The 26,448-nt window shown below is 66.5% G+C and carries 23 protein-coding genes; 13 read left to right on the top strand and 10 right to left on the bottom strand.

Going from position 1 to position 26,448, the window contains the following annotated elements; translation table 11 throughout:
- Positions 1-33 precede the first annotated feature (33 nt).
- On the bottom strand, positions 34-1,011 hold the full coding sequence (locus AC1RWI_RS08530; protein WP_043348333.1) for a tripartite tricarboxylate transporter substrate binding protein: 978 nt from the start codon (positions 1,009-1,011) through the stop codon (positions 34-36).
- An 80-nt stretch (positions 1,012-1,091) separates the two neighbouring features.
- The gene (locus tag AC1RWI_RS08525; RefSeq protein WP_043348330.1) at positions 1,092-1,859 is read right to left on the bottom strand and encodes a GntR family transcriptional regulator; all 768 of its coding nucleotides are present in this window, start codon (positions 1,857-1,859) and stop codon (positions 1,092-1,094) included.
- Between the two features lie 150 nt (positions 1,860-2,009).
- On the opposite strand from AC1RWI_RS08525, the gene AC1RWI_RS08520 reads away from it, so the two are divergent.
- On the top strand, positions 2,010-2,795 hold the full coding sequence (locus tag AC1RWI_RS08520) for an amidohydrolase family protein (RefSeq protein ID WP_052494644.1): 786 nt from the start codon (positions 2,010-2,012) through the stop codon (positions 2,793-2,795).
- Positions 2,796-2,802: 7 nt separating this feature from the next.
- Here the strand turns inward: AC1RWI_RS08520 and AC1RWI_RS08515 are convergent, their stop codons facing one another.
- The 4 genes from AC1RWI_RS08515 to AC1RWI_RS08500 all read right to left on the bottom strand — a co-directional run bounded on the left by AC1RWI_RS08515 (position 2,803) and on the right by AC1RWI_RS08500 (position 6,369).
- The gene (locus tag AC1RWI_RS08515) at positions 2,803-3,603 is read right to left on the bottom strand and encodes a BPSS1780 family membrane protein (RefSeq protein WP_006159000.1); all 801 of its coding nucleotides are present in this window, start codon (positions 3,601-3,603) and stop codon (positions 2,803-2,805) included.
- A 5-nt stretch (positions 3,604-3,608) separates the two neighbouring features.
- Positions 3,609-4,592, bottom strand: a complete 984-nt coding sequence (locus AC1RWI_RS08510) for a homoserine kinase (protein WP_043348327.1) — start codon at positions 4,590-4,592, stop codon at positions 3,609-3,611.
- 198 nt (positions 4,593-4,790) lie between these two features.
- Complete coding sequence (locus AC1RWI_RS08505; protein ID WP_043348323.1) at positions 4,791-5,225, bottom strand: hypothetical protein; 435 nt, start codon at positions 5,223-5,225, stop codon at positions 4,791-4,793.
- Between the two features lie 205 nt (positions 5,226-5,430).
- Entirely contained in the window at positions 5,431-6,369 is a 939-nt protein-coding gene (locus AC1RWI_RS08500) for an LOG family protein (protein ID WP_063778417.1), read from the bottom strand.
- 4 nt (positions 6,370-6,373) lie between these two features.
- Here AC1RWI_RS08500 and polA point away from each other — a divergent pair, with 4 nt between their 5' ends.
- The 4 genes from polA (at position 6,374) to AC1RWI_RS08480 (ending at position 12,756) form a co-directional block, all read left to right on the top strand.
- Positions 6,374-9,187: a DNA polymerase I gene (gene polA / locus AC1RWI_RS08495; RefSeq protein ID WP_492865736.1), complete on the top strand. Its 2,814-nt coding sequence runs from the start codon at positions 6,374-6,376 to the stop codon at positions 9,185-9,187.
- 199 nt (positions 9,188-9,386) lie between these two features.
- The gene (locus AC1RWI_RS08490; RefSeq protein ID WP_043348317.1) at positions 9,387-10,715 is read left to right on the top strand and encodes an NAD(P)/FAD-dependent oxidoreductase; all 1,329 of its coding nucleotides are present in this window, start codon (positions 9,387-9,389) and stop codon (positions 10,713-10,715) included.
- Between the two features lie 159 nt (positions 10,716-10,874).
- A complete protein-coding gene (locus tag AC1RWI_RS08485; protein WP_043348314.1) occupies positions 10,875-11,747 on the top strand; it encodes a dienelactone hydrolase family protein in 873 nt (290 codons plus the stop codon).
- A gap of 181 nt (positions 11,748-11,928) precedes the next feature.
- The gene (locus tag AC1RWI_RS08480) at positions 11,929-12,756 is read left to right on the top strand and encodes a ZIP family metal transporter (RefSeq protein WP_492865800.1); all 828 of its coding nucleotides are present in this window, start codon (positions 11,929-11,931) and stop codon (positions 12,754-12,756) included.
- Positions 12,757-12,786: 30 nt separating this feature from the next.
- Here AC1RWI_RS08480 and AC1RWI_RS08475 read toward each other — a convergent pair whose 3' ends face one another.
- From AC1RWI_RS08475 to AC1RWI_RS08465, 3 genes are all read right to left on the bottom strand, one after another.
- Positions 12,787-13,644, bottom strand: a complete 858-nt coding sequence (locus AC1RWI_RS08475) for a sulfurtransferase (RefSeq protein ID WP_492865733.1) — start codon at positions 13,642-13,644, stop codon at positions 12,787-12,789.
- Positions 13,645-13,730: 86 nt separating this feature from the next.
- Positions 13,731-14,651 carry a DMT family transporter gene (locus tag AC1RWI_RS08470; RefSeq protein WP_492865731.1) on the bottom strand — a complete coding sequence of 307 codons (921 nt, stop codon included), beginning with the start codon at positions 14,649-14,651 and terminating at the stop codon, positions 13,731-13,733.
- A gap of 264 nt (positions 14,652-14,915) precedes the next feature.
- Positions 14,916-16,019, bottom strand: coding sequence for an aromatic ring-hydroxylating oxygenase subunit alpha (locus AC1RWI_RS08465; protein ID WP_043348302.1), 1,104 nt, complete (start codon positions 16,017-16,019; stop codon positions 14,916-14,918).
- A gap of 358 nt (positions 16,020-16,377) precedes the next feature.
- Between AC1RWI_RS08465 and AC1RWI_RS08460 the strand changes: the two genes are divergently transcribed.
- The 4 genes from AC1RWI_RS08460 (at position 16,378) to folE2 (ending at position 20,616) form a co-directional block, all read left to right on the top strand.
- Complete coding sequence (locus AC1RWI_RS08460) at positions 16,378-16,668, top strand: exodeoxyribonuclease VII small subunit (protein ID WP_043348298.1); 291 nt, start codon at positions 16,378-16,380, stop codon at positions 16,666-16,668.
- A complete protein-coding gene (locus tag AC1RWI_RS08455; protein ID WP_043348295.1) occupies positions 16,665-17,594 on the top strand; it encodes a polyprenyl synthetase family protein in 930 nt (309 codons plus the stop codon). Before AC1RWI_RS08460 ends, AC1RWI_RS08455 begins: the two co-directional genes overlap by 4 nt.
- A gap of 59 nt (positions 17,595-17,653) precedes the next feature.
- The gene (dxs, locus tag AC1RWI_RS08450) at positions 17,654-19,564 is read left to right on the top strand and encodes a 1-deoxy-D-xylulose-5-phosphate synthase (RefSeq protein ID WP_043348292.1); all 1,911 of its coding nucleotides are present in this window, start codon (positions 17,654-17,656) and stop codon (positions 19,562-19,564) included.
- A 248-nt stretch (positions 19,565-19,812) separates the two neighbouring features.
- Positions 19,813-20,616, top strand: a complete 804-nt coding sequence (gene folE2 / locus AC1RWI_RS08445; protein ID WP_043348288.1) for a GTP cyclohydrolase FolE2 — start codon at positions 19,813-19,815, stop codon at positions 20,614-20,616.
- Positions 20,617-20,681: 65 nt separating this feature from the next.
- Here folE2 and tsaD read toward each other — a convergent pair whose 3' ends face one another.
- Positions 20,682-21,722 (bottom strand): tRNA (adenosine(37)-N6)-threonylcarbamoyltransferase complex transferase subunit TsaD, encoded by a 1,041-nt coding sequence (gene tsaD / locus AC1RWI_RS08440; RefSeq protein ID WP_043352164.1) that lies wholly within the window; start codon positions 21,720-21,722, stop codon positions 20,682-20,684.
- Positions 21,723-21,906: 184 nt separating this feature from the next.
- Between tsaD and AC1RWI_RS08435 the strand changes: the two genes are divergently transcribed.
- The 4 genes from AC1RWI_RS08435 to dnaG all read left to right on the top strand — a co-directional run bounded on the left by AC1RWI_RS08435 (position 21,907) and on the right by dnaG (position 26,124).
- Complete coding sequence (locus tag AC1RWI_RS08435) at positions 21,907-23,181, top strand: BaiN/RdsA family NAD(P)/FAD-dependent oxidoreductase (protein ID WP_043348284.1); 1,275 nt, start codon at positions 21,907-21,909, stop codon at positions 23,179-23,181.
- A gap of 110 nt (positions 23,182-23,291) precedes the next feature.
- Positions 23,292-23,504, top strand: a complete 213-nt coding sequence (gene rpsU / locus AC1RWI_RS08430; RefSeq protein ID WP_043348281.1) for a 30S ribosomal protein S21 — start codon at positions 23,292-23,294, stop codon at positions 23,502-23,504.
- Between the two features lie 130 nt (positions 23,505-23,634).
- On the top strand, positions 23,635-24,084 hold the full coding sequence (locus AC1RWI_RS08425; protein WP_043348277.1) for a GatB/YqeY domain-containing protein: 450 nt from the start codon (positions 23,635-23,637) through the stop codon (positions 24,082-24,084).
- A gap of 225 nt (positions 24,085-24,309) precedes the next feature.
- Positions 24,310-26,124, top strand: a complete 1,815-nt coding sequence (dnaG, locus tag AC1RWI_RS08420; RefSeq protein ID WP_043348273.1) for a DNA primase — start codon at positions 24,310-24,312, stop codon at positions 26,122-26,124.
- The last annotated feature ends 324 nt before the right edge of the window (positions 26,125-26,448 follow it).

Here is a 26,448-nt window from a genome sequence, read left to right as displayed (position 1 = left end):
GGGCTGGCGGCCAGGCAGCGAGCGGGATGGGGTTTAGTCCAGCTGGATGTTGCCTTCCTTGATCACCTTGGCCCATTCGGTGGTCTGGGCCTGGACGAATTTCGCCGCCTCGGCGGGCGTGCCGGCCACGATTTCCCCGCCCAGGCTGGTCACGCGCTCGCGATTCTCCGGCAGGTTGATGACCTTGCGGATCGCATCCGACAGGCGCTTGACGATCTCCGGCGGCGTGCCCGCCGGCAAGAACACGCCATTCCACTCGTAGACTTCATAGTGCGGCACGCCTGCCTCGGCCAGCGTCGGCGTGTCCGGCAGGATGGCCGTGCGCCTGGCGCCGGTCACGCCGAGCACGCGCAGCTTGCCCGCGCGCACATGCTGCAGGCCCGACGCCGTGTTGGCGAAGAACACCGGCACCTGCCCGGCAATCACATCGGCCATGGCCGGGCCGCCGCCCTTGTACGGCACGTGCAGCAGGTCCAGTTTCATGCGCTGCGCGAACAGCGCGCCCGCCAGGTGCTGGGCCGAGCCATTGCCCGAGGACGCATAGGCAATGCTGCCAGGCTTGGCGCGTGCCATCGCGACCAGCTCCTGCGTGGTCTTGGCCGGGAACCGCGGGTTCACGACCAGCATGTTGGGATACAGCGCCAGCACCGAGACCGGGATGAAGGACTTGACCGGGTCGTAGGGCAGCCGCTTGTAGAGCGAGGGGTTGGCGGCAAACGAGGCGGCGTCGAGCAGCACCGTATAGCCGTCCGGCGCTGACTTGGCGACCAGGTCCGTGCCGATCTGGCCGCCCGCGCCGGGACGGTTGTCCACCACGATGGTCTGGCCCAGTTCCTGGCCCAGGCGCGGCGAGATCATGCGGGCCATGGTGTCGGCGCCGCCGCCGGGCGCGTAGGTGACTACCAGCCGGATGGGCTTGGCCGCGGGCCAGGCCTGTGCGTGCGCAAGACTGCTGGTGCCGGCGGCGAGCCAGCACAGGGCGGTGGCGCAAAGACGGATCGGGAATCGCATGGGTCTCCTCGGAGTGTGTAGGTCTGGGTGCTGCGCCGGGCCGCGCTTGCGGTGGCGTGGCGCGCGGGTTCGGCGCGGGTTCAGCGAACCTCGGCGCGATAGTGGAAATCGTCGGCATTGCCCAGCGTCTGGCGGAACTCCACGCGCCGGCCAGCCAGGTCAAACGCCACGCGGCTGACCGCCAGCGCGGGATGGCCTTCTGGCAGGCTCAGTTGAGCAGCCTCGCGCGCGCCAAGCCGGGTGAAGCGCAGGTCGTCGACGGCGCGGCCGACCGTGACGCCGCAGCGCTCGGCATACATCGGGTAGAGCAGGGGCGCGAACTCGGCCGGCTTGAGCGCGGCCAGCGCGCCGAACAGCGGCGCCGGCAGCCAGATGGTCTCGAGCAGGCGGACCTGGCCTTCCCAGCCGCGCTGGCGCAGTACGCGCAGCACCGGCGTGCCCGCAGCCAGGCCAAGCTGCATGGCGACATCCGCTGGCGCCGCCAGCGTGCGCAGCGACACGATGCGCGACTCGGGAATCTCCGAGCCGGCGTCGCCAAAGCGGAAGAACCGCGCCATGGTGGCGCCGGTCAGCGCGCCGCGCACAAAGGTGCCGCGGCCATGCACGCGCTCCAGCAAGCCTTCGTCCACCAGCGCCTGGATGGCGGCGCGCATGGTGCCCAGCGCCACGCCGTAGTGCTCGGCCAGTGCGCTCTCGGCCGCAATGGCGGTGCCGGAAGCCCATTCGCCGGCCAGGATGCGGCCCTTGAGCGCGGTCGCGATGCGGGCCCAGCGCGGTGCCGCCAGGCTGGCTGGCGTGGCGTCGAGGCCGGCTCCCGTCGGTTCGGGCAGGGCGGAACGGTCTGGCATTCGTGTCTCCATGCGTGCCCCGGCGGCGGTGCCTTTGCGGGGAGAGCGGTGGCTCTAGTCATCTATAGGACTAGAGCATAGAATGGAGGGGCGCAGGTGTCAACCGGCGCTACCATTCATGGCGGCATGCGCCGTTCCTTGGGTCAGAACATGTTCCAGATCGATTCCCATTTCCACGTGTTTTCCGCCAATGCCCCCGCCGTGGGCGGGGCGCGCTACCGGCCCGCCTACGGCGCAAGCCTGGCGCAGTGGCAAGCCATCTCCGGGGCGCATGGCGTGCGCGCGGGCGTGGTGGTGCAGCCAAGTTTTTTCGGCTGCGACAACAGCGAGCTGGAAGCAGCGCTGGCGGCTTCGCCCGCGCTGCGCGGTGTTTGCGTAGTGGGCCCGGAGGCATCCGCTGGCGAGCTGGCGCGGTTGCACGGCCTGGGCGTGCGCGGCCTGCGCTGGAATATGGTGGGGCGGCACGACGACGCATCATGGCGCGATGCGCGCTGGCCCGCGCTGCTGGAGGCGGCCCACGCGCTGGGCTGGCACCTGGAGCTGCACACCGATCCGGGCCGGCTCAACGAGCTGCGGGCCTGGTTGCCGGCGGTGCCGATCGCGCTGGTGCTGGATCATTTCGGCAAGCCCGCGCCCGGCGCGCAGGCAGACGCGCCGATGCTGGCTTGCGCCGCGCACTGGCGCGGGCAAAGGGAGGTCTACGTCAAGCTGAGCGCGCCGTATCGCGTGGCGGCGGACCTGGCCGGCGTGGTGGCTGGCTGGCACCACTGCCTGGGCGAGCAAGGCTTGCTATGGGGATCGGACTGGCCCTGGACCAATCACGAGGCCGAGGCCGGCTATGCCGGCCTGCAGCGCAAGGTGTGGGAGTGGCTGGGCCCGCTGTGCGAGGCGCCGGACCGAAACGCGGCCCGGCTGTTCGGCCTGCGAGCCGCGTGACCAGCCTTCAGGCGGCCAGGTCCGGCCTGCCGGCGGCTTCTTCCGGCACGACATTGAAGCAGCCGCGGTAGGTGGCGTAGAACGAGCAATACATGATCGCCAGCATCAGCAGCGAGTACGGCGTGACCAGGAAGGACAGCACCGCTTCAGCCCCCAATGCGCCGAACAACGCCTCCAGGAAGAACGGTACCGCCACCAGCAGGACCGCGAACACCACGCCATAGGCCAGGAACGCGCCACGGTTGCGCCAGCACGCGGTCCAGCTGAAGAATAGTGCCTTGACCGGCGGCACGTTGTGCCACGCGGTGAGCAGCGGCGCAAACCAGAACAGCATGGCAATCGGCGTATACAACGCGGCCCCGATCATCAGCGCGAAGTAAAGCTGCCGCACGGATTCCGCCGACGGCGCTTCTTCCTTGAGCAGGATCGGCACCAGCGTGCTGATGTCCACCAGGCTGCCCGCGATGAGGCTCAACACGAAGACCAGGCCTGCATAGATGCCGCCCAGCACCAGCAGGTTGCGGCTTGCCTGCTTGCCGTTGCCGCGAAATCCCGCCAGTAATACGGTCGGCAGCACGCGCTTGTTCAGGATCACCTCGCGGCAGGCGGTCATGATGCCGACCGACAGGCCCGGGGTGACCACCAGCAGCGCGATGATGCCGATCAACGGCACGAACACGGCCAGTTGCGCCGCGATCAGGTAGACAAACAACAGCATCAGGAAGGCGAGCGGGTTCTTGCGGAACAGCCAGACACCCTGGCGGAACCAGACATAACCTTCCTTGGCGGAGACTTCCAGTAATTGCATGACGGTCAGGTCCAGGGCAGCGCGGCAGCTTCGATGCGCCGGCGCAGGATGCGTTCAAAGTGGGTCGGGTCATGCGGTTGCAGCATGTCGGCCTCGCGTGGCAGGTAGAAGTCCCACAGGCGGGAAATCCAGAAGCGCAGTGCGCCGGCGCGCAGCATGTCGCGCCAGTGCCGCGCCTCGATGGGGCCCAGCGGCCTCACGGCATGATAAGCCCGCAGCAAGGCCTGGCCACGGTCGGCGTCGAGCGCGCCGCTGGCCAGGTCGATGCACCAATCGTTGACGGTGACGGCCAGGTCGAACAGCCACTTGTCGTTGCCGGCGAAGTAGAAATCGAAGAAGCCGCCCAGTTTCTCCTGCCCGGCGGGGCCGTCCTCGAACAGCGCGTTGTCACGGAACAGGTCGCAATGGCAAGGGCCGCCGGGCAGCGCCGCGTAGTCCGCGCCGCCGAAGAAAGCGGTCTGGTGGGCCAGTTCCTCGCGCAACAACGCTTGCTGGCCGGCATCCAGGAAGGGCAGGATCTCGCCTTCTGTTTGCTGCCACCACGGCAGGCTGCGCAGATTGGGCTGCTGGCGCGGATAGCTCTGGCCGGCAAGGTGCATGCGGGCGAGCATGTCGCCGACTTGCGCGCACTGCCCCACGCCTGGCGCCAGCTGCGAGCCGCCCGGCAGGCGCGTGACGATGGTCGCCGGCTTGCCCTTGAGCGCCCGCAGGATCTCGCCGTCGCGGCCCGGGATGGGCGCCGGCACGCGGATGTCGTGCGCGGCCAGGTGGGCCATCAGGTGCAGGTAGTACGGCAGTTGCTCGAACGTCAGGCGCTCGAAGATGGTCAGCACGTACTCGCGCGTGACGCCGTCCTGCTCCATGGTCAGGAAGAAATTACTGTTCTCGATGCCCGAGGCAATGCCGCGCAAGTCGCGCATTTCGCCCAGGTTGTAATCAAGGAGCCAACTGGCGATCTCGTCCGGCGAGACCGTGGTGAATACGGCCATACTTTTTGTGTGAATCGAAACGGATGGTGGCGGGCGCAAGCAGAGCTTGGCTTTCGCGGCATGGATGCCGGAAGCGCCGGCGCGGCCCCGCCGTGATCATCTGGCGGGGTCGTGTGAAATCGGAAAACAGAAAACGAGAAGCAGAAAGCGAAACCCAGGACCCGGGAGCCGGGGTGCTAAAACCCGGCACGCCGATGCTCAGAATTGCAGCACTTTGACCGATGGTACGCGGTTCGTGTCGTGGTCCCGGATCTTTGGCGAGCTGTCTTCCGGCTTGCTCATCTGGTATTTGGTGCCCATGCCGGACTTGACCTCGATATCGGTGGCCTGGCCTTTGTTCTTGTATTCCCGGATCTGGGTGCCATCCCGCTCATTGAGCTGGAAGCTCGGTTCGCGCGGCTGGTTCAGCTGGGTCTTGGCCGGCGAGGTGATCGGCCGGTCATTGATCTGGTTCAGCTCTTGCTGGGTCAGCGCGCCGCCTGCCTGCTCGGCCGGCTGCGCCATCACCGCGGCCGGGGCGCCAAGCGCCACCAATGCCGCAAAAGCCAGCGCGCGCAGGGCGGCCGGACGGGGGGCTCCAAGCGGCTCCGGCGCTTGCGCGCGGGCGGTGGCCAGGAGTGAGGGGGAGGTCATTGAAGGCTCCTGCGCGGTGCAGCAGGCCGGGGGCATGCTGCGCCACAAATGGCGCTGCAGCCCGGCGGCGCCGGGCTTTGGCAGTGTGTCAGGCTTCCATTCTAGCAATTCCTGCCCGCGCCGGGCCCCCGCGGTGACCCGACGGGCACCTTTGCGGGGCGGGCGGCGCGCCCGGAAGCCGCCTGGCGGGCTTGTCCTGCCTGGCTTACAGGTAGAACATCTCTTCCTTGGGAGGAATCGGGTTGTCGCCGCCGCGCTGCTCGTAGTACTCATACACCGCTTCGAGCACTTCGTGCGGCTCGTCCACGATCTTCATCAGGTCGAGGTCGTGCTCGGCGATCAGGCCCATCGGCAGCAGCGTGAAGCGGAACCAGTCAAGCAGGCCCTTCCAGAAGCGGCTGCCGAACAGCACCACCGGCACGGCGCGGGACTTGCCGGTCTGCACCAGCGTCAGCACTTCGGCCAGCTCATCCAGCGTGCCGAAACCGCCCGGCATCACGATAAAGGCGTCCGAATTCTTGACGAAGGTGACCTTGCGCGTGAAGAAGTGGCGAAAGCGCATGGCGATGTCCTGGTAGGGATTGCCTTGCTGCTCGTGCGGAAGCTCGATGTTCAGGCCCACGCTGGCCGACTTGCCCGCGTGGGCGCCCTTGTTGGCTGCCTCCATGATGCCAGGGCCGCCGCCCGAGATCACCGCGAAGCCAGCGTCGGAGAACAGGCGGGCGATCTCGATGGTGCGCTGGTAGTAAGGCGAATCCTCGCGCAGGCGCGCGCTGCCGTAGATCGAAACCGCCGGGCGGATCTCGGAAAGGTACTCGGTCGCCTCGATGAACTCTGCCATAATCGTGAACATTTGCCACGAAGCGCGCGCCTTCTTTGCTGTCGCGCGGTCTTCGTCGGCCAGCGCACGCAGGCTGGGAATCATCTTGCGTGGGTTGGCGCGGATGCCGGCGGCGGGAGACGTATCTCCCGGGCCATCGGCAGCGGCGCCGACCGTCACGTTCACGTCCATATCGGCCGCGGTGGTAATACCGCCTTGCGCGGCCTGCTTGAGGGCCGCCGCCGGATTATCGGCGCCGGCTGCGTCGGAAGGGGGGGCGGCGTTCGCACCGCCTGCGGCGGCACCAGTCAATTTTGAGTCCATGGGAATGTCGGATAGTCCAAAAACACTCTTGCTCGTCGATGGGTCGAGCTATCTGTATCGTGCGTATCACGCTCTGCCGGACCTGAGGAACGCAGAGGGCCTGCCCACAGGGGCAATCTACGGCATGATCAATATGCTGCGCAAGCTGCGCAGCGATTTCCCGGCAGAGTATAGCGCCTGCGTGTTCGACGCCAAGGGTAAGACCTTCCGCGACGACCTGTACCCGGCCTACAAGGAGCATCGCCCGTCGATGCCCGAGGACCTGGCCAAGCAGATCGAGCCGATCCACGAAGCGGTGCGTGCGCTGGGCTGGCCCATCGTGGTGGTGGAAGGCGTGGAGGCGGACGACGTGATCGGCACGCTGGCGCGCCGGGCCACCGCCGAAGGCATGCGCACGGTGGTCTCCACGGGTGACAAGGACCTGGCGCAGCTGGTCGACGGCCATGTCACGCTGGTCAACACCATGAGCGGCGAAATCCTCGACCCGCCCGGCGTGGCCGCCAAGTTCGGCGTGCCGCCGGCGCGCATCGTCGACTATCTCTCGCTGATTGGCGACGCCGTGGACAACGTGCCCGGCGTGCCCAAGGTGGGCCCCAAGACCGCGGTCAAATGGCTGACCGAGTACGGCACGCTCGACGATGTCATGGCCAATGCCCCCGGCATCAAGGGCGTGGTGGGCGAGAACCTGCGCAACACGCTGGCGTGGCTGCCCAAGGCGCGCGAGCTGGTGACGGTCAAGACCGATTGCGACCTGACGAGTTCGTTGGCCGACTTCCACCGGCTCGAGGGTGGCAGCGAGGACAAGGACAAGCTGATTGACTTCTTTGCGCGCTATGGCTTCAAGACCTGGCTGCGCGAGGCCACCGGCGAAAGCCTGCCCAACCCGCGCGCCCAGGCACGCGCAAGCGCGGCGCCGCCCGCGGCCGGCGGTGCCGCGGCGGGAGCCGACGCGGGTCCGGCCCAGGGCGGCCTGTTCGACAGCGCCCCGGCCCCGGCCCAGATCCGCTACGAAACCGTGGCCACCGAGGCGGCGCTGGAGGCCTGGATGCGGCGCATCGAAACCGCGCCGCTGGTGTCCATCGATACCGAGACCACCTCGCTGGAGCCGCTGCAGGCCCAGCTGGTCGGCATCTCGCTGTCGATCGAGCCGGGCGAAGCCTGCTATATCCCGGTGGCGCACCGCGGCCCGGATGTCGTGGGCCTGGAAGCCTATGGCCAGCTCACGCGCGAGGCCGTGCTGGCGCGCATGCGCGCCTGGCTCGAAGACCCGTCGCGCGGCAAGGTCGGCCAGAACCTGAAGTACGATTCCCATGTCTTTGCCAATCACGGCGTCAGCCTGCGCGGCATCGTGCACGACACCATGCTGCAGAGCTACGTGCTGGCGTCCCACCGCAATCATGGCATGGACAGCCTGGCCGAGCGCCTGCTCGGCCTGAAGACCATCAGCTACGAGGAAGTGTGCGGCAAGGGCGCGAGCCAGATCGGCTTTGACCAGATCGACATCGCGCGCGCCACGGAGTACGCGGCCGAGGATGCCGACGTCACGCTGCGCCTGCATCGCAACATGTACCCGCAGGTCGAGGCGTTGCCGGGGGTGCATTACGTCTACGAGAAGATCGAGATGCCGGTCTCGGTGGTGCTGCAGAAGATCGAGCGCAACGGCGTGCTGATCGACGCCGAGCGCCTGGGCGCGCAAAGCACGCAGCTCGGCCAGCGCATGCTGACGCTGGAGCAGGCCGCGTACGAGGCTGCGGGCCAGCCGTTCAACCTGGGCTCGCCCAAGCAGATCGGCGAGATCCTGTTCGGCCAGATGAAGCTGCCGGTGGTCAAGAAGACCGCCAGCGGCGCGCCGTCCACTGACGAAGAGGTGTTGCAGAAGCTGGCCGAGGATTACCCGCTGCCCAAGCTGCTGCTGGACTACCGCGGCCTGGCCAAGCTCAAGTCCACCTACACCGACAAGCTGCCCAAGATGGTCAACCCGGCCACCGGCCGCGTGCATACCAGCTACGGGCAGACCACCGCGGTGACCGGCCGGCTGGCTTCCACCGAGCCCAACCTGCAGAACATCCCGGTGCGCACCGAGGAAGGGCGGCGCATCCGCGAGGCCTTTATCGCCGGGCCGGGCAACGTGATCGTGTCGGCCGACTACTCGCAGATCGAGTTGCGCATCATGGCCCATATCTCTGGCGACGAGAACCTGATGCGCTCCTTCGCCGAGGGCGAGGACGTGCACCGCGCCACCGCCGCGGAGATCTTCGGCGTGGCGCCGGATGCCGTCAGCAGCGAGCAGCGCCGCTATGCCAAGGTCATCAACTTCGGCCTGATCTACGGCATGAGCGCTTTCGGCCTGGCCGGCAACCTCGGCATCGAGCGCGAGGCTGCCAAGCACTACATCGACCGCTATTTCATGCGCTATCCCGGTGTGGCGCGGTACATGGAAGAAACGCGCCAGACCGCGCGCGAGCAGGGCTTCGTCGAGACCGTGTTCGGCCGCCGCCTGTGGCTGCCGGATATCAATGGCGGCAATGGCCCGCGCCGCCAGGGCGCCGAGCGCGCCGCCATCAACGCGCCGATGCAGGGCACGGCCGCCGACCTGATCAAGCTGTCGATGATCGCGGTGCAGGACTGGCTGGAACGCGACGGCCTGGGCACGCGCCAGGTCATGCAGGTGCACGATGAACTCGTGCTGGAAGTCCCGCAGGCCGAGCTGGAACTGGTCAAGGTGAAGCTGCCGGAACTGATGTGCAACGTGGCTGAACTGCGTGTGCCGCTGGTGGCCGAGGTTGGCAGCGGCAGCAACTGGGAGGAGGCGCACTAAGCTCGCGGGACGGCTTTCGGGGCCGCCCCGGGATTGCACCCGTCCCGGTATTCCTGCATCCTGGTTTCGATTGAAGCGACCGCTGAATCGGTGAATGGCGTCTTGCCAGTTGTGCTGCTGTGCAGCAGACTGATGAAACGCCGAGGTCACTGGCTTGCGTCAGGCCCCGCAAAAGAATATCGACGACACTGGGTAGATCATGAGCACAGAGGGAAGGGCGCATCGCATCATCGTAGTCGGAGGAGGAGCAGGCGGGCTCGAGCTGGTCACGCGGCTGGGCGACAAGCTCGGCAAGGGCGGGGCCGCGCAGGTGGTACTGGTGGACCGCTCCCCCACGCATATCTGGAAACCGCTGCTGCATGAAGTTGCCGCCGGCAGCATGGATCCCCACACCCATCAACTCGAATACGTGGCACAGGCCCGCTGGCATCACTTCGAATTCCAGCAAGGCGAGCTGACCGGCATCGACCGGGGCCGCAAGACCATCTCGGTGGCGGCCTGTGTCGACCTCGACGGCACGGAGCTCTTGCCCGCCCGCGATCTTTCCTATGACACGCTGGTGCTGGCGATTGGCTGCGTCACGCATTTCTTCGGCGTGCCCGGCGCTGCCGAGAACGCCATCGCGCTCGACACCGTGGACCAGGCGGAGCGCTTCCGCCGCAAGCTGATCTCGGCCTGCGTGCGCGCCCAGAACGGGCGCGGGCGCATCGGCGAGGACGGCCGCCCGCGCGTGGACGTTGCCATCATCGGTGCCGGCGCCACCGGTGTCGAGCTCTCTGCCGAGTTGCGTAATACCGCGCACGTGCTCAGCGCTTACGGGCTGCATCAGCTCGATCCGCGCCGCGATGTGCGCATCCACGTGGTCGAGGCCGGCCCGCGCATCCTGCCCGCGCTGTCCGAGCGCGTGGCCACCGAAACCACCAAGCTGCTGCACAAGCTCGATATCGAAGTGCTCACCGCCGAGCGCGTGACCGAAGTCACCGAGGACGCGGTGCTGACCGCCAGCGGCAAGCGCATCGACGCCGACCTGACGGTGTGGGCCGCCGGCATTACCGCGCCGGCGGTGCTGTCCACCCTTGGCCTGCCGGTCAGCCGCATGGGCCAGATCATCGTCAAGCCCACGCTGCAAAGCGAGGCCGATCCCGATATCTTTGCCTTTGGCGACTGCGCCAGCTGCCCCTGGCCCGAGAAGCAGGGCGCGGTGCCGCCGCGGGCCCAGGCCGCGCACCAGCAGGCCACGTTCCTCTACGGCGCGCTGCGCGCGCGCCTGGCCGGCAAGCCGCTGCCGTCGTTCGGGTTCAAGGACCTGGGCTCGCTGGTGTCGCTGGGGCATTTCAGCGCGGTCGGCAGCCTGATGGGCGGCCTGATCGGCGGTTCCATGTTTATCGAAGGGTTGATGGCGCGCGTGATGTACAGCTCCCTGTACCGCATGCACGTCATGGCGTTGCACGGCGCCGTGGGCATGGGGCTGGATACCGTGACCCACTGGCTGCGCAGCAAGACCAGCCCGCGCGTCAAGCTGCACTGACACGGGCCGGTGCGGGGCGAATCGGACTGCGAATCGCCCCGCTTGCCGGCTGCGTGCGCTGAACTCCATGTTTGCTTAGAATCGGATCTCGCCACGGCGGCGGTGCCACCCCGTGCGCTGTCCATCCAGATTCGCCATCCATGCCAGACAGGAGACCGCATGCTGAAGCCAGAAGTTGAAAGCCTCGTACCCAGCCAGTCCTTTGACCGCCGCGCCTTCGTCAAGACGGCGCTGGGTTCGGCTTTTGCCGCAGCAGCCTTGCCCGTGATGGCACAGGCCATCAAGACCGATTTCGCAGGCCTTGCCGCCGGCGAGGTGACGATTCCCTCGGGCGGCTTCAACATGCCGGCGTACCGCGCCCAGCCGGAAGGCAAGACCAACCTGCCGGTGGTGCTGGTGGTGAGCGAGATCTTCGGCGTGCATGAGCACATTGCCGACATCTGCCGGCGCTTTGCCAAGCTGGGCTATCTCGCCATCGCGCCGGAGCTGTTCGCGCGCCAGGGCGACCCGAGCAGCTTCGGCACCATCCAGGAGCTGCAGGCGAAGCTCATTTCCAAGGTGCCCGACGAGCAGGTGATGGGCGATCTCGATGCTGCCGTGGCTTGGGCCAAGGGCAACGGCGGCGATACCAGCCGGCTCGCCATCACCGGTTTTTGCTGGGGCGGGCGCATTACCTGGCTGTACGCCGCGCATAGCCAGCAGATCAAGGCCGGCGTGGCCTGGTATGGCCAGCTGGTGGGCGAGCCAACCCCGATCAAGCCACGCAACCCGATTGACCTGGCCGGCCAGCTCAAGGTGCCGGTGCTAGGCCTGTATGGCGGCAAGGACACCGGCATCACGCAGGAGCAGGTCGAGAAGATGAAGGCAGCGCTGGCGGTATCGGGCGACCCCTTTGCCAAGGCTTCCACCTTCGTGGTCTACCCGGAATCCGGCCATGCCTTCAACGCGGACTACCGTCCGAGTTACCGGGAAGCCGATGCCAAGGACGGCTGGCAGCGCTGCCTGGCGTGGTTCAAGCAGCACGGGGTTTGAGGCGCGGCCCGCCCTAGCGCACGTTTGCAGCCGTGGCCCGGCGCCGCCGGCCACGGCTTGTGCCGCGGGATTTGCAAAACCGGCTGCAATCTACGTACAATGCGGGCTTCGTTTCTTGCAACAGTGTTGCGTTTGAGGTCGATGCTGCTCTCCAAGAGCGGAATGCCGATCCCAGGAGCCCATCATCGATTCCACGCTTGTCTACATCCTGCTTGCCGCCACCATCTCGGGGGTGGGCAGTATCTTTGGCGCGGCGCTGTTGTCGCTGACCGTGGCTTCCCGCGTGGTCGAGCGCATGGTGAGTTTCTCGGTGGGGGTGCTGCTGGCCACGGCGCTGCTGCATTCCCTGCCCGAGGCGTTCGAGTCCGGTGCTGATCCGCGTGCCTTGTTCGGCACCTTGCTGGCCGGCCTGCTCGGCTTCTTCCTGCTGGAGAAAGTCGCGCTGCTGCGCCACTCGCATCATCACGAGGGCGATGGGCACCACCATCACCACGGCCATGACCGAGAGGAGGCTGGCCGTAGCGGCATGACCATCCTGGTGGGCGATACCTTCCACAATTTCGCCGACGGCATCGTGATCGCCGCGGCCTTCCTGGCGGATCCGCATATTGGCCTGGTTACCGCGCTGGCCATCGCCGCGCACGAGATCCCGCAGGAGGTGGGCGATTTCATCGTGCTGCTCAATGCCGGGTTCTCGAAGGCGCGTGCCTTTGCCTTTAACCTGCTGTCCAGCCTGGCGGCCATCGCCGGCGGCGTGGTGGGGTATTACCTGCTCGACCAGATGAGCGGCTGGATTCCCTACGTGCTGGTGATTGCTTCAAGCAGCTTCGTCTATATCGCCGTAAGCGACCTGATGCCGCAGATGCAGCGCAAGCCGCGCTGGCGCGAATCGATCATCCAGGTCGTGCTCGTCGCCACCGGGATCTGCGCCATCTTCTTCATCACCAATGGCGTGCACGAAGTGCATGGCCATGGCCATGCACATGGCGTGGCGGCTGCCGCCAGATAAGCTGGCCCGGGCGGCTTGCGCCGCCCGCCATCAGGACCCGCTTGCCACTGGCCGCGCCGGGTCGGCGCACCACTCGCTCCACGAGCCCGGATAGAGCGCGGCGCCCGGCATGCCGGCCACCTCCAGTGCCAGCAGGTTGTGGCAGGCGGTCACGCCCGAGCCGCACTGCATGATCGCCTCGCTGGCCGGCTTGCTGCCCAGCACTTGCCCGAACTCCTGGCGCAACGCGCTAGCCGGCTTGAAACTGCCGTTTCCCTCCAGGTTGTCCTTGAAGAAGCGGTTGGCCGCGCCGGGGATATGCCCACCCACCGGGTCCAGCGTTTCGTTCTCGCCACGGAAGCGGTCTGCCGCACGGGCGTCCACCACCAGCCGGGTCGGGTTTGCCAGGTTCGCCAGCACGGCATCGGTATCCACCATGGCGACCAGCGAGGCCTTGCGCGTCAGGTTGCCCGGGGTTTGGGGCTCTGGCGTGCTGCCCGACTCGAGCGGCAGGCCTGCCGCCACCCACGCATTCTTGCCGCCATCCAGCACGGCCACCGCGCTGTGGCCCAGCCAGCGCAACAGCCACCAGGCGCGCGCTGCGTACATGCCGCCCTGCGCGTCGTAGGCAATGACCTGGGTGTCTTCGTCTACGCCCAGCACGCGCAGGCGCGCGCTCAGCGTGTTCGGGTCCGGCAGCGGGTGCCGGCCGTTGGTGCCGGTCTTCTCGCCGGACAGTTCGTTGTCCAGGTGCAGGTAGAAGGCGCCGGGAAGATGGCCCAGGTGATAGGCCTCGCGTCCGGCGGCCGCGTTGGCCAGGTCGAAACTGCAGTCGATCAGGACGCTGTGGCGGCTGCCGTCGTCGCGCAGCGCGCGCAGGTCCTGGCTGGAGATCAGGGTGGTGAACATGGCGTAACCTTGGATTGGGATAGTCGCGCTGCAACGGCACAGGCGGGCGCGGGCGGCGGGGTGAGCACGCTCCGCCACCCCAGATCCTACACCTCGGGGTGCACTTCCGCCTCGGCCGACTTGACCGGGGTATCGGCGGTTGGCTGCCGGTTGGAGCCTTCGCGCGCCCGCGTCAACGTGGTGGCGATGCCGCTGGCAATGATGAGTGCCATGCCAACCCAAGACAGCCAGTTGAGCTGGTCGCGCCAGACAATCATGCCCCACAGGCTGGAGAACACGATGCCGGCGTATTGCAGGTTGGCGGTGAGCAGCGTGTTGCCGCGCTTGTAGGCGCGCGTCATCGCGGTCTGGCCGAGCGTGGCCAGGATGCCGATGGCCAGCAGCAGGCCCGCGCCGCGCCAGGTGTGGGTGCTCGGGCCGGTGTACAGCATCCACGCCAGGCCTACCACCATCCCGACTGCCGAGAAATAGAACACGATGCGGCCTTCGGGCTCGCCCAGCTGACCGAGCTGGCGCACTTCGACATAGGCCAGCGCGGTGAACATGCCGGAGATCAGGCCGATCAGGCCGCCGGTGAGCTGGTTATGGCCGACGGAAGGCTGCAACAAGCAGATGACGCCGCCGAACGACATCAGGATGGCGCCGATCAGCTTGCGGTCCGCGCCGCCGGTGCCGGTCAAGGCCGCGCCGGCGCCCAGGATCAGCGCGATCCAGACCGGCGACATGTAATTCAGGGTCATTGCCGTGGCCAGCGGCAGCATGGTGATCGAGGTGAACCACAGCAGCAGGGCGGTCACGCCGAACAAGCTGCGCTTGATATGCATGGCCATGTGCGGTGTGCGCACCGACGTGCCGGATGAAGCCAGCACCGTCCACATGATGGCCACGCCGATCAGGCTGCGGTAGAACACGATCTCGCCCGTGGCATAGATCTCGGATGCCAGCTTGACGCCCACCCCCATTAACGAGAAGGCGAAGGCGGCGAACAGCATCCAGAGCGATTGCATGGTGGGGCGAAAGGAAGAATGGACAGCGCGCGAAACGGCTCCTGGCGGGGGCGGGGAACTGGATCGCGAAAGGCTCCGCATGGGGCGGATGGCCGGCATGGCAGGCGGCGAGGCGCCGGGCGCACACCGGGAGCGGCGATTGTATCAGCGAGTGTGCACCGCACCAAAGGCAAAACGGACCGCCTGGGCGGTCCGTTTTGCTTGCTTGCTTCGTCGCTGCGCTGCGCTGTCGATGCCGTGGCCCGCTGGGCCTTGGCTGGCGGGTCAGTCCGTAAAGGACATGGCGCGGCGATACCATTCATGAAAGTGCTGCATACCGTCCTCCATGGGCGACTGGTACGGGCCGGTCTCGCTGACGCCGCGTTTGGCCAGCGCCCGGCGCCCGGCATCCATGCGCTCGGCGATCTCGTCGTCCTCGATGCAGGTTTCCATGTAGGCGGCGCGCTCGGCCTCGACGAACTCGCGCTCGAACAGCGCGATTTCCTCGGGGTAGTAGAACTCCACGACGTTGCGCGTCTTGTTCGGCCCGAGCGGGTGCAGGGTGGAGACCACCAGCACGTTCGGATACCACTCCACCATGATGTTGGGGTAGTAGGTGAGCCAGATCGCGCCGTACTTGGGCAGCACGCCGTTGTTGAAGCGCAGCACGGCCTCATGCCACTTCTGGTACGTGGGGCTGCCCGGGCGCTTCAGGCCCGCGTGCAACCCAACGGTCTGGACGCTGTGCCAGTCGCCGAACTCCCAGCTCAGGTCGTCGCAGGAGACAAAGCTCCCGAGGCCCGGGTGGAACGGCACGACGTGGTAGTCCTCCAGATACACCTCGATAAAGGTCTTCCAGTTGTAGTTGCACTCGTGGATCTCGACGTGGTCGAGCAGGTAGCCTTCGAAGTTCAGGTCTTCGGCCACGCCCAGGCGTGCCAGGTCGGCCCGAACGTCGCGCTGGCCCTCGAACAGCAGGCCGTTCCAGTTCTGTAGCGGCGAGCGGTTCAGATGGACGCACGGACGCTCGGCGAAATGCGGCGCGCCGAGCAGTTCGCCCTTCAGGTCGTAGGTCCAGCGGTGCAAGGGGCAGACAATGTTCTTCGCATTGCCGCGGCCATTGAGCATGATGGCCTGCCGATGGCGGCAGACATTGGACATGAGCTCGATCCCGTCGGCATTCCGTACCAGGATGCGGCCCTCGTCCTCGGCGGCCAGTGCCTGAAAATCGCCCGCTTCGGGGATCATCAGTTCGTGGCCGACATAGCCCGGGCCCTTCTTGAACAGCAGTTCCAGTTCTTGTTGATGCAGTGCCTCGTCGATGTAGACGTTTACGGGCAACTGCGTATCAGCCGGCACCAGTTTCAGCGCGGTGCTGAGATTGGACATTATCCCCACTCCCTATGACAGGCGAAAGCAGTGAACAACCCAACCATCGAAAAAGAAATCGATATGGGAAAGACAGTCAGCCGCGCCCTGGCCCGCTTCTGGACCGACAGATGGAGATCGCGCTGACGAACCGCGGATTGTACCCGAGCGAAAAAGTTAAGGGACTGATTATTTAGCCTTTTTAGCGAAAAAGTCGACCCGGGTCGTCATGGAGGTGTCGTTCGGGGCGCATTCGGAAAGACGACCCAAGCGCACAAGTCACTTTCCGGCAACGCTGTCCATGCCCCTTGTTGCATGGGATGCGGGCAATGTCCCGCTTTGGCGTAAAATCCCAGCTTCCCCAGATTCAATGTCCGCAATGCCAAAGACTACGAGCTCCCCGGCCCAGGCCGATCCGGCCGCGACCGACCAGCGGTCCGCCTCCGCGCCGCCCGCCTCCTACGAGGCCGCCATGGCCGAACTGGAGGCACTGGTAGCCAGCATGGAGGGCGGCGCCTTGCCGCTGGAAGATTCTTTGGCCGCGTACAAGCGCGGGGCCGAACTGGTCAGGTACTGCCAGCAGATGCTCGAACGCGTGGAACAACAGGTTAAAGTGCTGGAGGGCGATGTGCTCAAGCCCATGGCCGCCGACGCCGGAGACCTGGAATGAGCGAATCGCATCAAACTACCGAAGCTACCGAAGCCGGCGATTTCGCTGCCTGGATGCGCGCCACGGGCGCCAGGACCGAGGCCGCGCTCGACGCCGGGCTGCCGGCTGCGCAAACAGTGCCTTGCACGCTGCACGAAGCCATGCGGTATGCTGTGCTCGGCGGTGGCAAGCGGGTTCGCCCCTTGCTGGTGCACGCGGCGGGTGAAGTGGCGGGCGCTGCCCCCGAGGCCTGCGACGCGGCAGCCAGCGCGGTGGAGATGATCCACGCGTACTCGCTGGTGCATGACGATATGCCCTGCATGGACGATGACGATTTGCGTCGTGGCCGTCCCACCGTGCACAAGGCCTACGATGAAGCGACGGCGCTGCTGGTGGGCGACGCGCTGCAGACCCAGGCCTTCGTGGTGCTGGCCGAATCGGCCTTGCTGGCCTCGCTCGATGCTGCCGCGCGCCTGCGCCTGGTAGCGGAACTGGCCCGGGCCTCCGGCTCGGTGGGCATGGCAGGCGGGCAGGCGATCGACCTGCAGCATGTCGGCCTGGCCATGTCGCTGGAAGAACTGGAAGGCATGCATCGCATGAAGACCGGTGCGTTGCTGCGCGCCAGCGTGCGCATGGGCGCCTGCTGCGGTGCCGTGGACGAAGCCGGCCTGGCCGCGCTTGACCGCTACGCCGCAGCCGTGGGCCTGGCGTTCCAGGTGGTGGACGATATCCTCGACGTGACCGCGGATACCGCCACGCTGGGCAAGACCGCCGGCAAGGACGCCGCAAACGACAAGCCGACCTACGTGTCGCTGATGGGGCTCGAGCCTGCACGCCAGTTGGCGCAGCAGCTTCGGGCCACGGCGCACGAAGCGCTGGCGGTGTTCGGCGCGCGCGCCCGACGCCTGGGCGAACTGGCCGATCTCATCGTGCTGCGCTCGAATTGAATGGATACGCAGGAAAAACCGACAACCGGGCACAAGAATCCGGCCGCCGAACGGACATCATGACCTACGCACTGCTCAAAACTATTGACGACCCCGCAGCCCTTCGCAGGCTGGACCGCCGCCAGCTCAAGACACTGGCTGACGAACTCCGCGCCTACGTGCTCGAATCGGTGTCGCAAACCGGCGGCCACCTGTCGTCCAACCTGGGCACGGTCGAGCTGACCATTGCCCTGCACTATGTGTTCAATACACCGGACGACCGCGTCGTCTGGGACGTGGGGCACCAAAGCTATCCGCACAAGATCCTGACCGGTCGCCGCGACCGCATGCATTCGCTGCGCCAGTGGGGCGGCATCTCGGGCTTCCCGCGCCGCTCGGAGAGCGAGTACGACACCTTCGGCACCGCGCATTCCTCCACCTCCATCTCGGCTGCGCTGGGCATGGCGCTGGGCGCCCGCACGCTGGGCGAGAAGCGCGTTTCCATCGCCGTGATCGGTGACGGCGCGATGACCGCCGGCATGGCCTTCGAGGCCATGAACAACGCCGGTGTCTACAAGGACCTGCCGCTGCTGGTGGTGCTCAACGACAACGACATGTCGATCTCGCCGCCGGTGGGCGCGCTCAACAGCCACCTCGCGCGGCTGATGAGCGGCAAGTTCTACGCGGCCACCAAGAAGGGCATCGAGCGCGTGCTGTCGGTTGCCCCGCCGGTGCTCGAGTTCGCCAAGCGCTTCGAGGAACATGCCAAGGGCATGATGGTGCCGGCGACGCTGTTCGAGGAGTTCGGCTTCAACTACATCGGCCCGATCGACGGCCATGATCTCGAATCGCTGGTGCCGACGCTGCAGAACATCCGCCAGCGCGCCCTCGAAGGCGGCGGCCCGCAGTTCCTGCACGTGGTTACCAAGAAGGGCCAGGGCTACAAGCTGGCCGAGGCCGACCCGATCCTGTACCACGGTCCCGGCAAGTTCAACCCGGCCGAAGGCATCCGCCCGTCGACCAAGCCCGCCCGCAAGACCTACACGCAGGTGTTCGGCGAATGGCTGTGCGACATGGCCGCCGCCGACCCCAAGCTGGTGGCGGTGACGCCGGCCATGCGCGAAGGCTCCGGCATGGTCGAGTTCGAGAAGCGCTTCCCCAGCCGCTACTACGACGTGGGCATCGCGGAGCAGCATGCCGTGACGTTCGCCGGCGGGCTGGCCTGCGAAGGGCTCAAGCCCGTGCTGGCGATCTACTCCACGTTCCTGCAGCGCGGCTATGACCAGCTGATCCACGACGTGGCGCTGCAGAATCTGCCGGTGGTGTTCGCACTCGACCGCGCCGGCCTGGTCGGCGCCGACGGCGCTACCCACGCAGGTGCCTACGATATCGCGTTCCTGCGTTGCATCCCCAACATGATGGTGATGACGCCGGCCGACGAGAACGAATGCCGCCAGCTGCTGACCACCGCGTACCAGCAGGATTGCCCGACCGCCGTGCGTTACCCGCGCGGCGCCGGCACCGGTGTGGCGACCGGGGCCGCGCTCACCGCGCTGCCGGTGGGCAAGGGCGAGATGCGCCGTACGGGCGGCGCGCGCGCCGGCCAGCGCGTGGCCTTCCTGGCATTCGGCTCGATGCTGCATCCGGCGCTGGGTGCGGCCGAGGCGCTCGACGCCTCGGTGGCCAACATGCGCTTTGTCAAGCCGCTCGACGAAGAACTGGTGAAGAAGCTCGCGAGCGAGCATGACTACCTCGTCACCGTTGAAGAAGGCTGTGTGATGGGCGGCGCAGGCAGCGCGGTGCTCGAAGCGCTGGCTGCCGCCGGTATCGCCATGCCGGTGCTGCAGCTCGGCCTGCCTGACCGCTTCGTCGATCATGGCGACCCGGCCTTCCTGCTGTCGCAGTGCGGGCTGGATGCCAAGGGCATCGAGCAATCGGTGCGCGAGCGCTTCAACCTGGCCCAGCCTGCCGTCGCCACCCGCGCGGCCTGAGCCAACGGCGCGCCCGCGGCTTGCGGGCGCGCCGGTTTTCCTGATGGTTTCCCGATGCCATCACCCGTGCTCCCCGTACGGGTATCGTCCCGCTCGTGGGCAGTCAAAGGCAAATTCCCTTAGAATCCAAGGTTCTGTGTTCGCAGCTGCGGGAAGCCATCGGCTTTGCCATCCCCGCGGTTTCACACTCGTTGCGCGGCAAGGTTGACTGCGAAAAATGCCGCGACCGTAGAGGAAACCTGATCGATATGAATGACATCAATCCCGCCTTTGTGATGCCCGACGTGCAGTCGAGCCTCGATACCCGCCAGATCCCCATCCAGCGGGTTGGCGTGAAGGGCGTGCGTTACCCCCTGTCGCTGAAGACGCCGGCCGGCGTACTGGCCACCGTCGGCACCTTCAATCTCGACGTGCATCTGCCTGCCGACCAGAAGGGCACGCACATGTCGCGTTTCGTCGCTTTGCTGGAAGAAGAACGCGAGCCGCTGGAACTGGCGAGCTTCCGCACGCTGCTCGACAAGATGCTGCTCAAGCTGGAAGCCGAGGCTGGCCGCATCGAAGTGACCTTCCCGTATTTCATCAACAAGACCGCGCCGGTATCCGGCGTGCAATCGTTGATGGACTATGAAGTCACGCTGATCGGCGAAGTGCGCAACGGCGCCACCAAGGTCTTCCTGAAAGCCCTGGTTCCGGTCACCAGCCTGTGCCCGTGCTCGAAGAAGATCTCGCAGTACGGCGCGCACAACCAGCGCTCGCACATCACCATGAACGTCGAGCTGGCGGCCGACCTGCCGGTCGAGGCGCTGGTGCGCATGGCCGAAGAAGAAGCCTCGTGCGAGTTGTGGGGCCTGCTCAAGCGCCCGGACGAGAAGTTTGTCACCGAGCGCGCTTACGAGAACCCCAAGTTCGTCGAGGACCTGGTGCGCGATATCGCCATGCGGCTGAATGCGGACGATCGCATCGTGGCCTATGTGCTGGAGGCCGAGAACTTCGAGTCCATCCACAATCACAGCGCCTACGCCGTGATCGAGCGCGACAAGCGCGCGCAGTAAGCCCGCTGTGCCTCAGTAAAAAAGCCACCGTGAGGTGGCTTTTTTACTGCATCGAGGCGTTCGCTTCAGGCGGCGGGGCGCTCCGGCAGCCGGATGTCCGACAGCTCCCAGCGCGGCGTCACGCCGTAGCCGTAGTCGCGCTTGGCCAGCTCCGGCGCGGCTTGCAGGCGCATGGCGCCGGCGAAGGCGATCATGGCGCCGTTGTCCGTGCAGAAGGCCAGGTCCGGATAGTAGACCTCGATCTTCTTCTGCGCGCCAAGCTGGTTCAGCCGCTCGCGCAGCTGCCGGTTGGCGCCCACGCCGCCGGCCACCACCAGGCGCCGGTGGCCGGTCTGCTTGAGCGCGGCCATCGACTTGGCGGCCAGCACGTCGACGATGGCATCGACAAAGGAGCGCGCCAGGTTGGCCCGGTCCTGCTCGCACACATTGCCCAGCTTGCGGGTTTGCGTGAGCACGGCGGTTTTCAGGCCGGCGAAGGAGAAATCGAGGGTGCCCGAATGCAGCATCGGACGCGGCAGGGCGTATGTGCCGGGCACGCCGAATTCAGCCAGCCGCGAGACTTCCGGGCCGCCCGGGTAGCTCAGGCCGAGCAGCTTGGCGGTCTTGTCGAACGCTTCTCCGGCGGCATCGTCCAGGGTCTCGCCCAGCAAGGCGTAATCACCGATGCCGCGCACTTCCATCAACTGCGTGTGCCCGCCCGAAACCAGCAAGGCAACGAACGGGAATGGCGGCGGATTGGCTGTCAGCAGCGGCGACAGCAGGTGGCCTTCGAGATGGTGCACGCCCAGCATCGGCACGTTCAGTGCGAAGCCCAGGGCGTTGGCCACCGACGCACCCACCAGCAGCGCGCCGGCCAGGCCGGGGCCTTGGGTGAAGGCAATCGCGTTGATGTCGGCGCGGGTGCGGCCGGCTTCGTCAAGCACCTGCTGCAACAGCGGCAGCACGCGGCGGATATGGTCGCGCGAGGCGAGTTCAGGCACGACGCCGCCGTAGTCGCGGTGCATGGCGATCTGCGAATGCAGGGCGTGGGCGAGCAGGCCGGATTGCGTGTCGTAGAGCGCGAGGCCGGTTTCGTCGCAGGAGGATTCGATGCCGAGGACAAGCATGGGAGAGGCAAGGCCGGCATCAAGCGAGGCCGGCAAATCAAGGGGTTGGAGCGGGCTGACGACCATCGGGCCGGCAGCCGGGCATGAGGCCAGCAGGGTAGCACAGCGGCGCTGGCCATGCTTTTCGCTACAATCGGCGCTTCTTCCGCGGGCACTAATCAGGCATTCATTGGGCAAGACAGACATGGGCAGCAAGCAGACCACAGAGGCCGGCCAGGCCGGCGCGCGCGCAGGGCGCTTCGACGTGGCGGTGCTTGGCGCCGGGGCCGCCGGCATGATGTGCGCCGCTGTGGCGGGGCAGGGGGGCGCCAGCGTGGTGCTGATCGACCACGCCACCAAGGTGGCGGAGAAAATCCGCATCTCCGGTGGCGGACGCTGCAATTTCACCAACCTGCAGGCGGGGCCGGCCAATTTCTTGTCAGCTAATCCGCACTTCTGTCGTTCCGCGCTCGCTCGCTACACGCCGCAGGATTTTCTCGCGCTGATGCGCAAGCATGAGATCGACTGGCACGAGAAACACCGCGGCCAACTCTTCTGCAACGACAGCGCCGAGCAGGTGATCGAGATGCTGCGTGCCGAATGCGGCGAGGGCAACGTGCACTGGCGCACCGGCTGCGGCGTGGACGAGGTCAGGCGCGAGGGCGACGATTTCCTGCTGATGACGGCAAGCGGGCCGGTGCGGGCCGGCGCGCTGGTGGTGGCCACAGGCGGCCTGTCCATCCCCAAGATCGGCGCCACCGACATCGGCTACCGCATTGCCCGCCAGTTCGGGCTGGGCGTTGTCGAGACGCGCCCGGCGCTGGTGCCGCTGACGTTCGACGGGCAGGGCTGGGCGCCGTTCGTGCCGTTGGCCGGCGTGTCGATGGAGGTGGACATTGCGACGGGAAGCGGCAAGACGGCCGGCGCCTTCCGCGAGGACTTGCTGTGGACCCATCGCGGCCTGTCCGGCCCGGCCGTGCTGCAGATTTCCAGTTTCTGGCGCCCTGGCACGCCGATCACCATCGACCTGTTCGACGGCAACGACGCCAGTGAGTGGCTGCTCGAGCAAAAGGGTGGCAGCCGCAAGCACCTGGCCAACCTGCTCGCCGAGCGCCTGCCGGCCCGTCTGGCCGACGCCTGGTGCGCGGCAGCGGGCCTGAACGGCGCGCAGCCGCTGCACGATATGCCGGATAAGGCACTGCGCCGGCTCGGCGCGGCGCTCAACAGCTGGCAACTGGTGCCGGCGGGCACCGAGGGCTACCGCAAGGCGGAGGTCACGCTCGGCGGCGTGGACACGCGCGCGCTGTCGTCGGCGACCATGATGGCGCGCACCGTGCCCAACCTGTATTTCATCGGCGAGGTGGTCGACGTCACCGGGTGGCTGGGCGGCTATAACTTCCAGTGGGCCTGGGCATCCGGCGTGGCCGCCGGGCAGGCGGTGGCCGAGAACGCAAGGGCCATGGTGGCGGGGACGGCCTGAGTGTCGTAAGCAATATGGCGGCAAAAAAACCGCCATACGGGCTTGACAGCGCCTGTGCTACACTTGTAGCTTTCGTAAAACCGCTAACAGCTGCTACTTATTTCAGCAAAATGACCACGATCCACCTTAAAGAAAACGAGCCGTTTGAAGTTGCCATGCGTCGTTTCAAGCGCACCATCGAGAAAAACGGCTTGCTGACTGAATTGCGGGCTCGCGAGTTTTACGAAAAGCCGACGGCGGAGCGCAAGCGCAAGAAGGCTGCCGCCGAAAAGCGCCACTACAAGCGCATCCGCAGCCTGATGCTGCCGAAGAAGATGTACTGAGCGTACCCTTCGCGTTCCGCATCAAAACCCGCTGTGGGCAACGCTCCGGCGGGTTTTTGCATTGGCGGCCCGACGGCCGGCGTTGCGCCCGGCCGGCACCGTCCCGCCCTCACTTTCCTGGAATAATGCGATGTCCCTCAAAGCCCGTGTAACCGAAGACATGAAGGCCGCCATGCGTGCCCGCGAGACCGAGCGCCTCGGCACCATCCGCCTGCTGCTGGCCGCCATCAAGCAACGGGAAGTGGATGAGCGCATCGAGCTCGACGACACCGCCGTGCAGGCCGTGATCGAAAAGCTGATCAAGCAGCGCAAGGACTCCATCTCCCAGTTCACCCAGGCCGGCCGCACCGACCTGGCTGACAAGGAGAGCGCGGAAATCGAAGTGCTCAAGGTCTACATGCCGGCGGCCCTGTCGGATGCGGAAGTGGCCGCCGAAGTGCAGGCCGCGGTCACGGAAACCGGCGCCACCGGCCCGCAGGACATGGGCAAGGTCATGGCCGTGCTCAAGGCCAAACTGGCCGGCCGTGCCGACATGACCGCCGTCTCCGGTCTGGTCAAGGCTGCGCTGGCGGGGCGTTGACCGGGGCGGGGCGCTAGCTGGCACTTGGCGGCGGGAGGCTGCGGAGTACAGCTAAAGGCACTTTTTGCCAGGCACCCCTCGCCGGCGCTGGCTGCAATCCGTTGCGTCTGCACTACAATGTAGTGTTAAGAGGCCGGAAAGCGCAGTGCCGGTCACGCACTTCATGAACCAGATATCGCCGCTGCCCGGTTCCACGGGCAGTTCGGCCATAGGACGACAAGCCGGGTGATTCCGCAATCCTTCATTCAGGACCTGCTCAACCGTGTCGACATAGTCGATGTGGTGGGCAAGTACGTGCAGTTGAAGAAGGGCGGCGCCAACTTCATGGGGCTCTGCCCCTTTCACAACGAGAAGTCGCCGTCGTTCACGGTCTCGCCGACCAAGCAGTTCTATCACTGCTTTGGTTGCGCGGCGCATGGCTCGGCCATCGGCTTCCTGATGGAATACTCGGGGCAATCCTACCCCGATGCAGTACGCGAGTTGGCGCAATCGGTCGGCCTGTCCGTGCCCGAGGAGCGTGACCGGCTGGCGCCGGCCCAGCGTGCCGAAGTGCAGGCGCGCTCGCTGGCGCTGTCCGATGCCATGACCCGCGCGACCGAGTTCTACCGCAAGCAGTTGCGCAGCGCGCCGCAGGCGATCCAGTACCTCAAGAGCCGCGGCCTGACCGGCGAGATCGCGGCGCAGTTTGGCCTGGGCTATGCCCCGGACGACTGGCAGGGGCTGGAGCCGGTGTTCGGCAATTACCGCGACGATGCGATCGCCGGGCCGCTGGTGGAAGCCGGCCTGATGATCGAAAGCGCCGAGAAGCGCGACGCCGACGGCAAGCCGCGGCGCTACGACCGTTTCCGGGACCGCATCATGTTTCCCATCCGCAGCACCAAGGGCCAGGTGATCGGCTTTGGCGGGCGGGTGATGGGGCAGGGCGAGCCCAAGTACCTGAATTCGCCGGAAACGCCCCTGTTCAGCAAAGGCACCGAGCTGTATGGCCTGTTCGAGGCCCGCCATGCGATCCGGGAAACCGGCTATGTTTTGGTGGTCGAAGGCTATATGGACGTGGTGGCCCTGGCGCAACTGGGCTTTGCCAACGCCGTGGCCACGCTGGGCACGGCCTGCACGGCGGTGCATGTGCAAAAGCTGTTGCGCCAGACCGATGCCGTGGTGTTCTCGTTCGACGGCGACGCCGCCGGGCGCCGCGCGGCGCGCCGGGCCCTGGAGGCCTGCCTGCCGTACGTGGCGGACAACAAGACCATCCGCTTCCTGTTCCTGCCCGCCGAGCACGACCCGGACAGCTATGTGCGCGAGCAGGGCACCGACGCGTTTGCCGCGCAGGTGCGCGATGCCATGCCGCTGTCGCGCTTCTTGCTGCAGGTGGTGTCGGAGGGGCAGGAGCTGCGTCAGGCCGAAGGGCGCGCCCGCGCCCAGTACGAGGCCAAGCCGCTGCTGCAGTCCATGCCCGCAGGCGGCCTGCGGCTGCAGATCGTGCGCGAGCTGGCCGATGCCACCGGCACCACGCCGGCCGAAATCGAAGCCGTCTGCGGGCTGGCGAGCGACCCGGCACGGGTCGGGCGTTTTGCCCAGCCGCGGCCGCGCACCAAGCGCCAGGCCCCCACCGGGCTGGAGCAGCGGGTGCTGCAGTTGCTGATGCGCTACCCGCAGCTGTCGAGCCGGCTCGACGCCGATAGCCGGGCCCTGCTGCTGGAAGACGAGCAGGCCGATGCCGAAGTGCTGGCGCATCTGGTGTCAGCGTGCGACGAGTTGCGGGGCGAGGTGAACTTCGCGGCCTTTAGCGAGCATCTCGCGCAGTCGCCGTACGCCGAGGTCTACGCCAATGTGCGCGCCGCGGTACTGCGCGAAGAGATCGATGAGGAGCCTGCCGAGCAGGAGTTCGATACCGCCATCGCCAAGCTGCTGGCGGGGCCGTTGCGCCGCGAGCTCGACATGCTCCAGCAGTCGGTGATCATGGGCACCGCGGATGAGCAAGGCAAGAGCCGCATGCGATGGCTGGTCAGCGAGATCAATCGCCGTCGGCAGTTGGGTTGAATCGGGCTGAATCCTATTGACCGTCCGGTAGGTCGGGCAAGGTGGGTGGTGACAAATAAGTGAAGGTTTGGCGCGGCCTGGCTACGCTTAAGCCTTGATTTTTCAGGTGAAAACCTCACCTGTTAGGAAGCCGGCTAATTGCTAGTGCTACAATAGCCGGTTTGGATAGCGAGATCTTTCTCTCCCCTTCTGGTGAAAGTGAGCGTGCCAATGGCAAAGGCCAAAGCAACCGAAAAGGTTTCCACTAAAACTCCCCAGTCGGGGAGCGGCAAGGCGTCCGTGAAAACAACGGCGGCTGCGAAGACAGCTGCGTCAGTCAAGGCG

It is taken from the genome of Cupriavidus sp. MPR-AND1C (assembly GCF_058809705.1).
Note: the sequence above shows the minus strand (reverse complement) of the source record. Positions and strands in the feature narration are given on the sequence as shown.

Bases quoted from the DNA above. Each gene is read 5' to 3' on its own strand.
- AC1RWI_RS08530 (WP_043348333.1), bottom strand. From the start codon at position 1,011: ATGCGATTCCCGATCCGTCTTTGCGCCACCGCCCTGTGCTGGCTCGCC.
- AC1RWI_RS08425 (WP_043348277.1), top strand. From the start codon at position 23,635: ATGTCCCTCAAAGCCCGTGTAACCGAAGACATGAAGGCCGCCATGCGT.
- folE2 (WP_043348288.1), top strand. From the start codon at position 19,813: ATGAATGACATCAATCCCGCCTTTGTGATGCCCGACGTGCAGTCGAGC.
- AC1RWI_RS08490 (WP_043348317.1), top strand. From the start codon at position 9,387: ATGAGCACAGAGGGAAGGGCGCATCGCATCATCGTAGTCGGAGGAGGA.
- AC1RWI_RS08475 (WP_492865733.1), bottom strand. From the start codon at position 13,644: ATGTTCACCACCCTGATCTCCAGCCAGGACCTGCGCGCGCTGCGCGAC.
- AC1RWI_RS08510 (WP_043348327.1), bottom strand. From the start codon at position 4,592: ATGGCCGTATTCACCACGGTCTCGCCGGACGAGATCGCCAGTTGGCTC.
- AC1RWI_RS08520 (WP_052494644.1), top strand. From the start codon at position 2,010: ATGTTCCAGATCGATTCCCATTTCCACGTGTTTTCCGCCAATGCCCCC.
- AC1RWI_RS08455 (WP_043348295.1), top strand. From the start codon at position 16,665: ATGAGCGAATCGCATCAAACTACCGAAGCTACCGAAGCCGGCGATTTC.
- AC1RWI_RS08465 (WP_043348302.1), bottom strand. From the start codon at position 16,019: ATGTCCAATCTCAGCACCGCGCTGAAACTGGTGCCGGCTGATACGCAG.
- AC1RWI_RS08485 (WP_043348314.1), top strand. From the start codon at position 10,875: ATGCTGAAGCCAGAAGTTGAAAGCCTCGTACCCAGCCAGTCCTTTGAC.
- polA (WP_492865736.1), top strand. From the start codon at position 6,374: ATGTCGGATAGTCCAAAAACACTCTTGCTCGTCGATGGGTCGAGCTAT.
- AC1RWI_RS08460 (WP_043348298.1), top strand. From the start codon at position 16,378: ATGCCAAAGACTACGAGCTCCCCGGCCCAGGCCGATCCGGCCGCGACC.
- rpsU (WP_043348281.1), top strand. From the start codon at position 23,292: ATGACCACGATCCACCTTAAAGAAAACGAGCCGTTTGAAGTTGCCATG.
- AC1RWI_RS08435 (WP_043348284.1), top strand. From the start codon at position 21,907: ATGGGCAGCAAGCAGACCACAGAGGCCGGCCAGGCCGGCGCGCGCGCA.
- AC1RWI_RS08515 (WP_006159000.1), bottom strand. From the start codon at position 3,603: ATGCAATTACTGGAAGTCTCCGCCAAGGAAGGTTATGTCTGGTTCCGC.
- AC1RWI_RS08470 (WP_492865731.1), bottom strand. From the start codon at position 14,651: ATGCAATCGCTCTGGATGCTGTTCGCCGCCTTCGCCTTCTCGTTAATG.
- AC1RWI_RS08525 (WP_043348330.1), bottom strand. From the start codon at position 1,859: ATGCCAGACCGTTCCGCCCTGCCCGAACCGACGGGAGCCGGCCTCGAC.
- dxs (WP_043348292.1), top strand. From the start codon at position 17,654: ATGACCTACGCACTGCTCAAAACTATTGACGACCCCGCAGCCCTTCGC.
- tsaD (WP_043352164.1), bottom strand. From the start codon at position 21,722: ATGCTTGTCCTCGGCATCGAATCCTCCTGCGACGAAACCGGCCTCGCG.
- AC1RWI_RS08500 (WP_063778417.1), bottom strand. From the start codon at position 6,369: ATGGACTCAAAATTGACTGGTGCCGCCGCAGGCGGTGCGAACGCCGCC.
- AC1RWI_RS08505 (WP_043348323.1), bottom strand. From the start codon at position 5,225: ATGACCTCCCCCTCACTCCTGGCCACCGCCCGCGCGCAAGCGCCGGAG.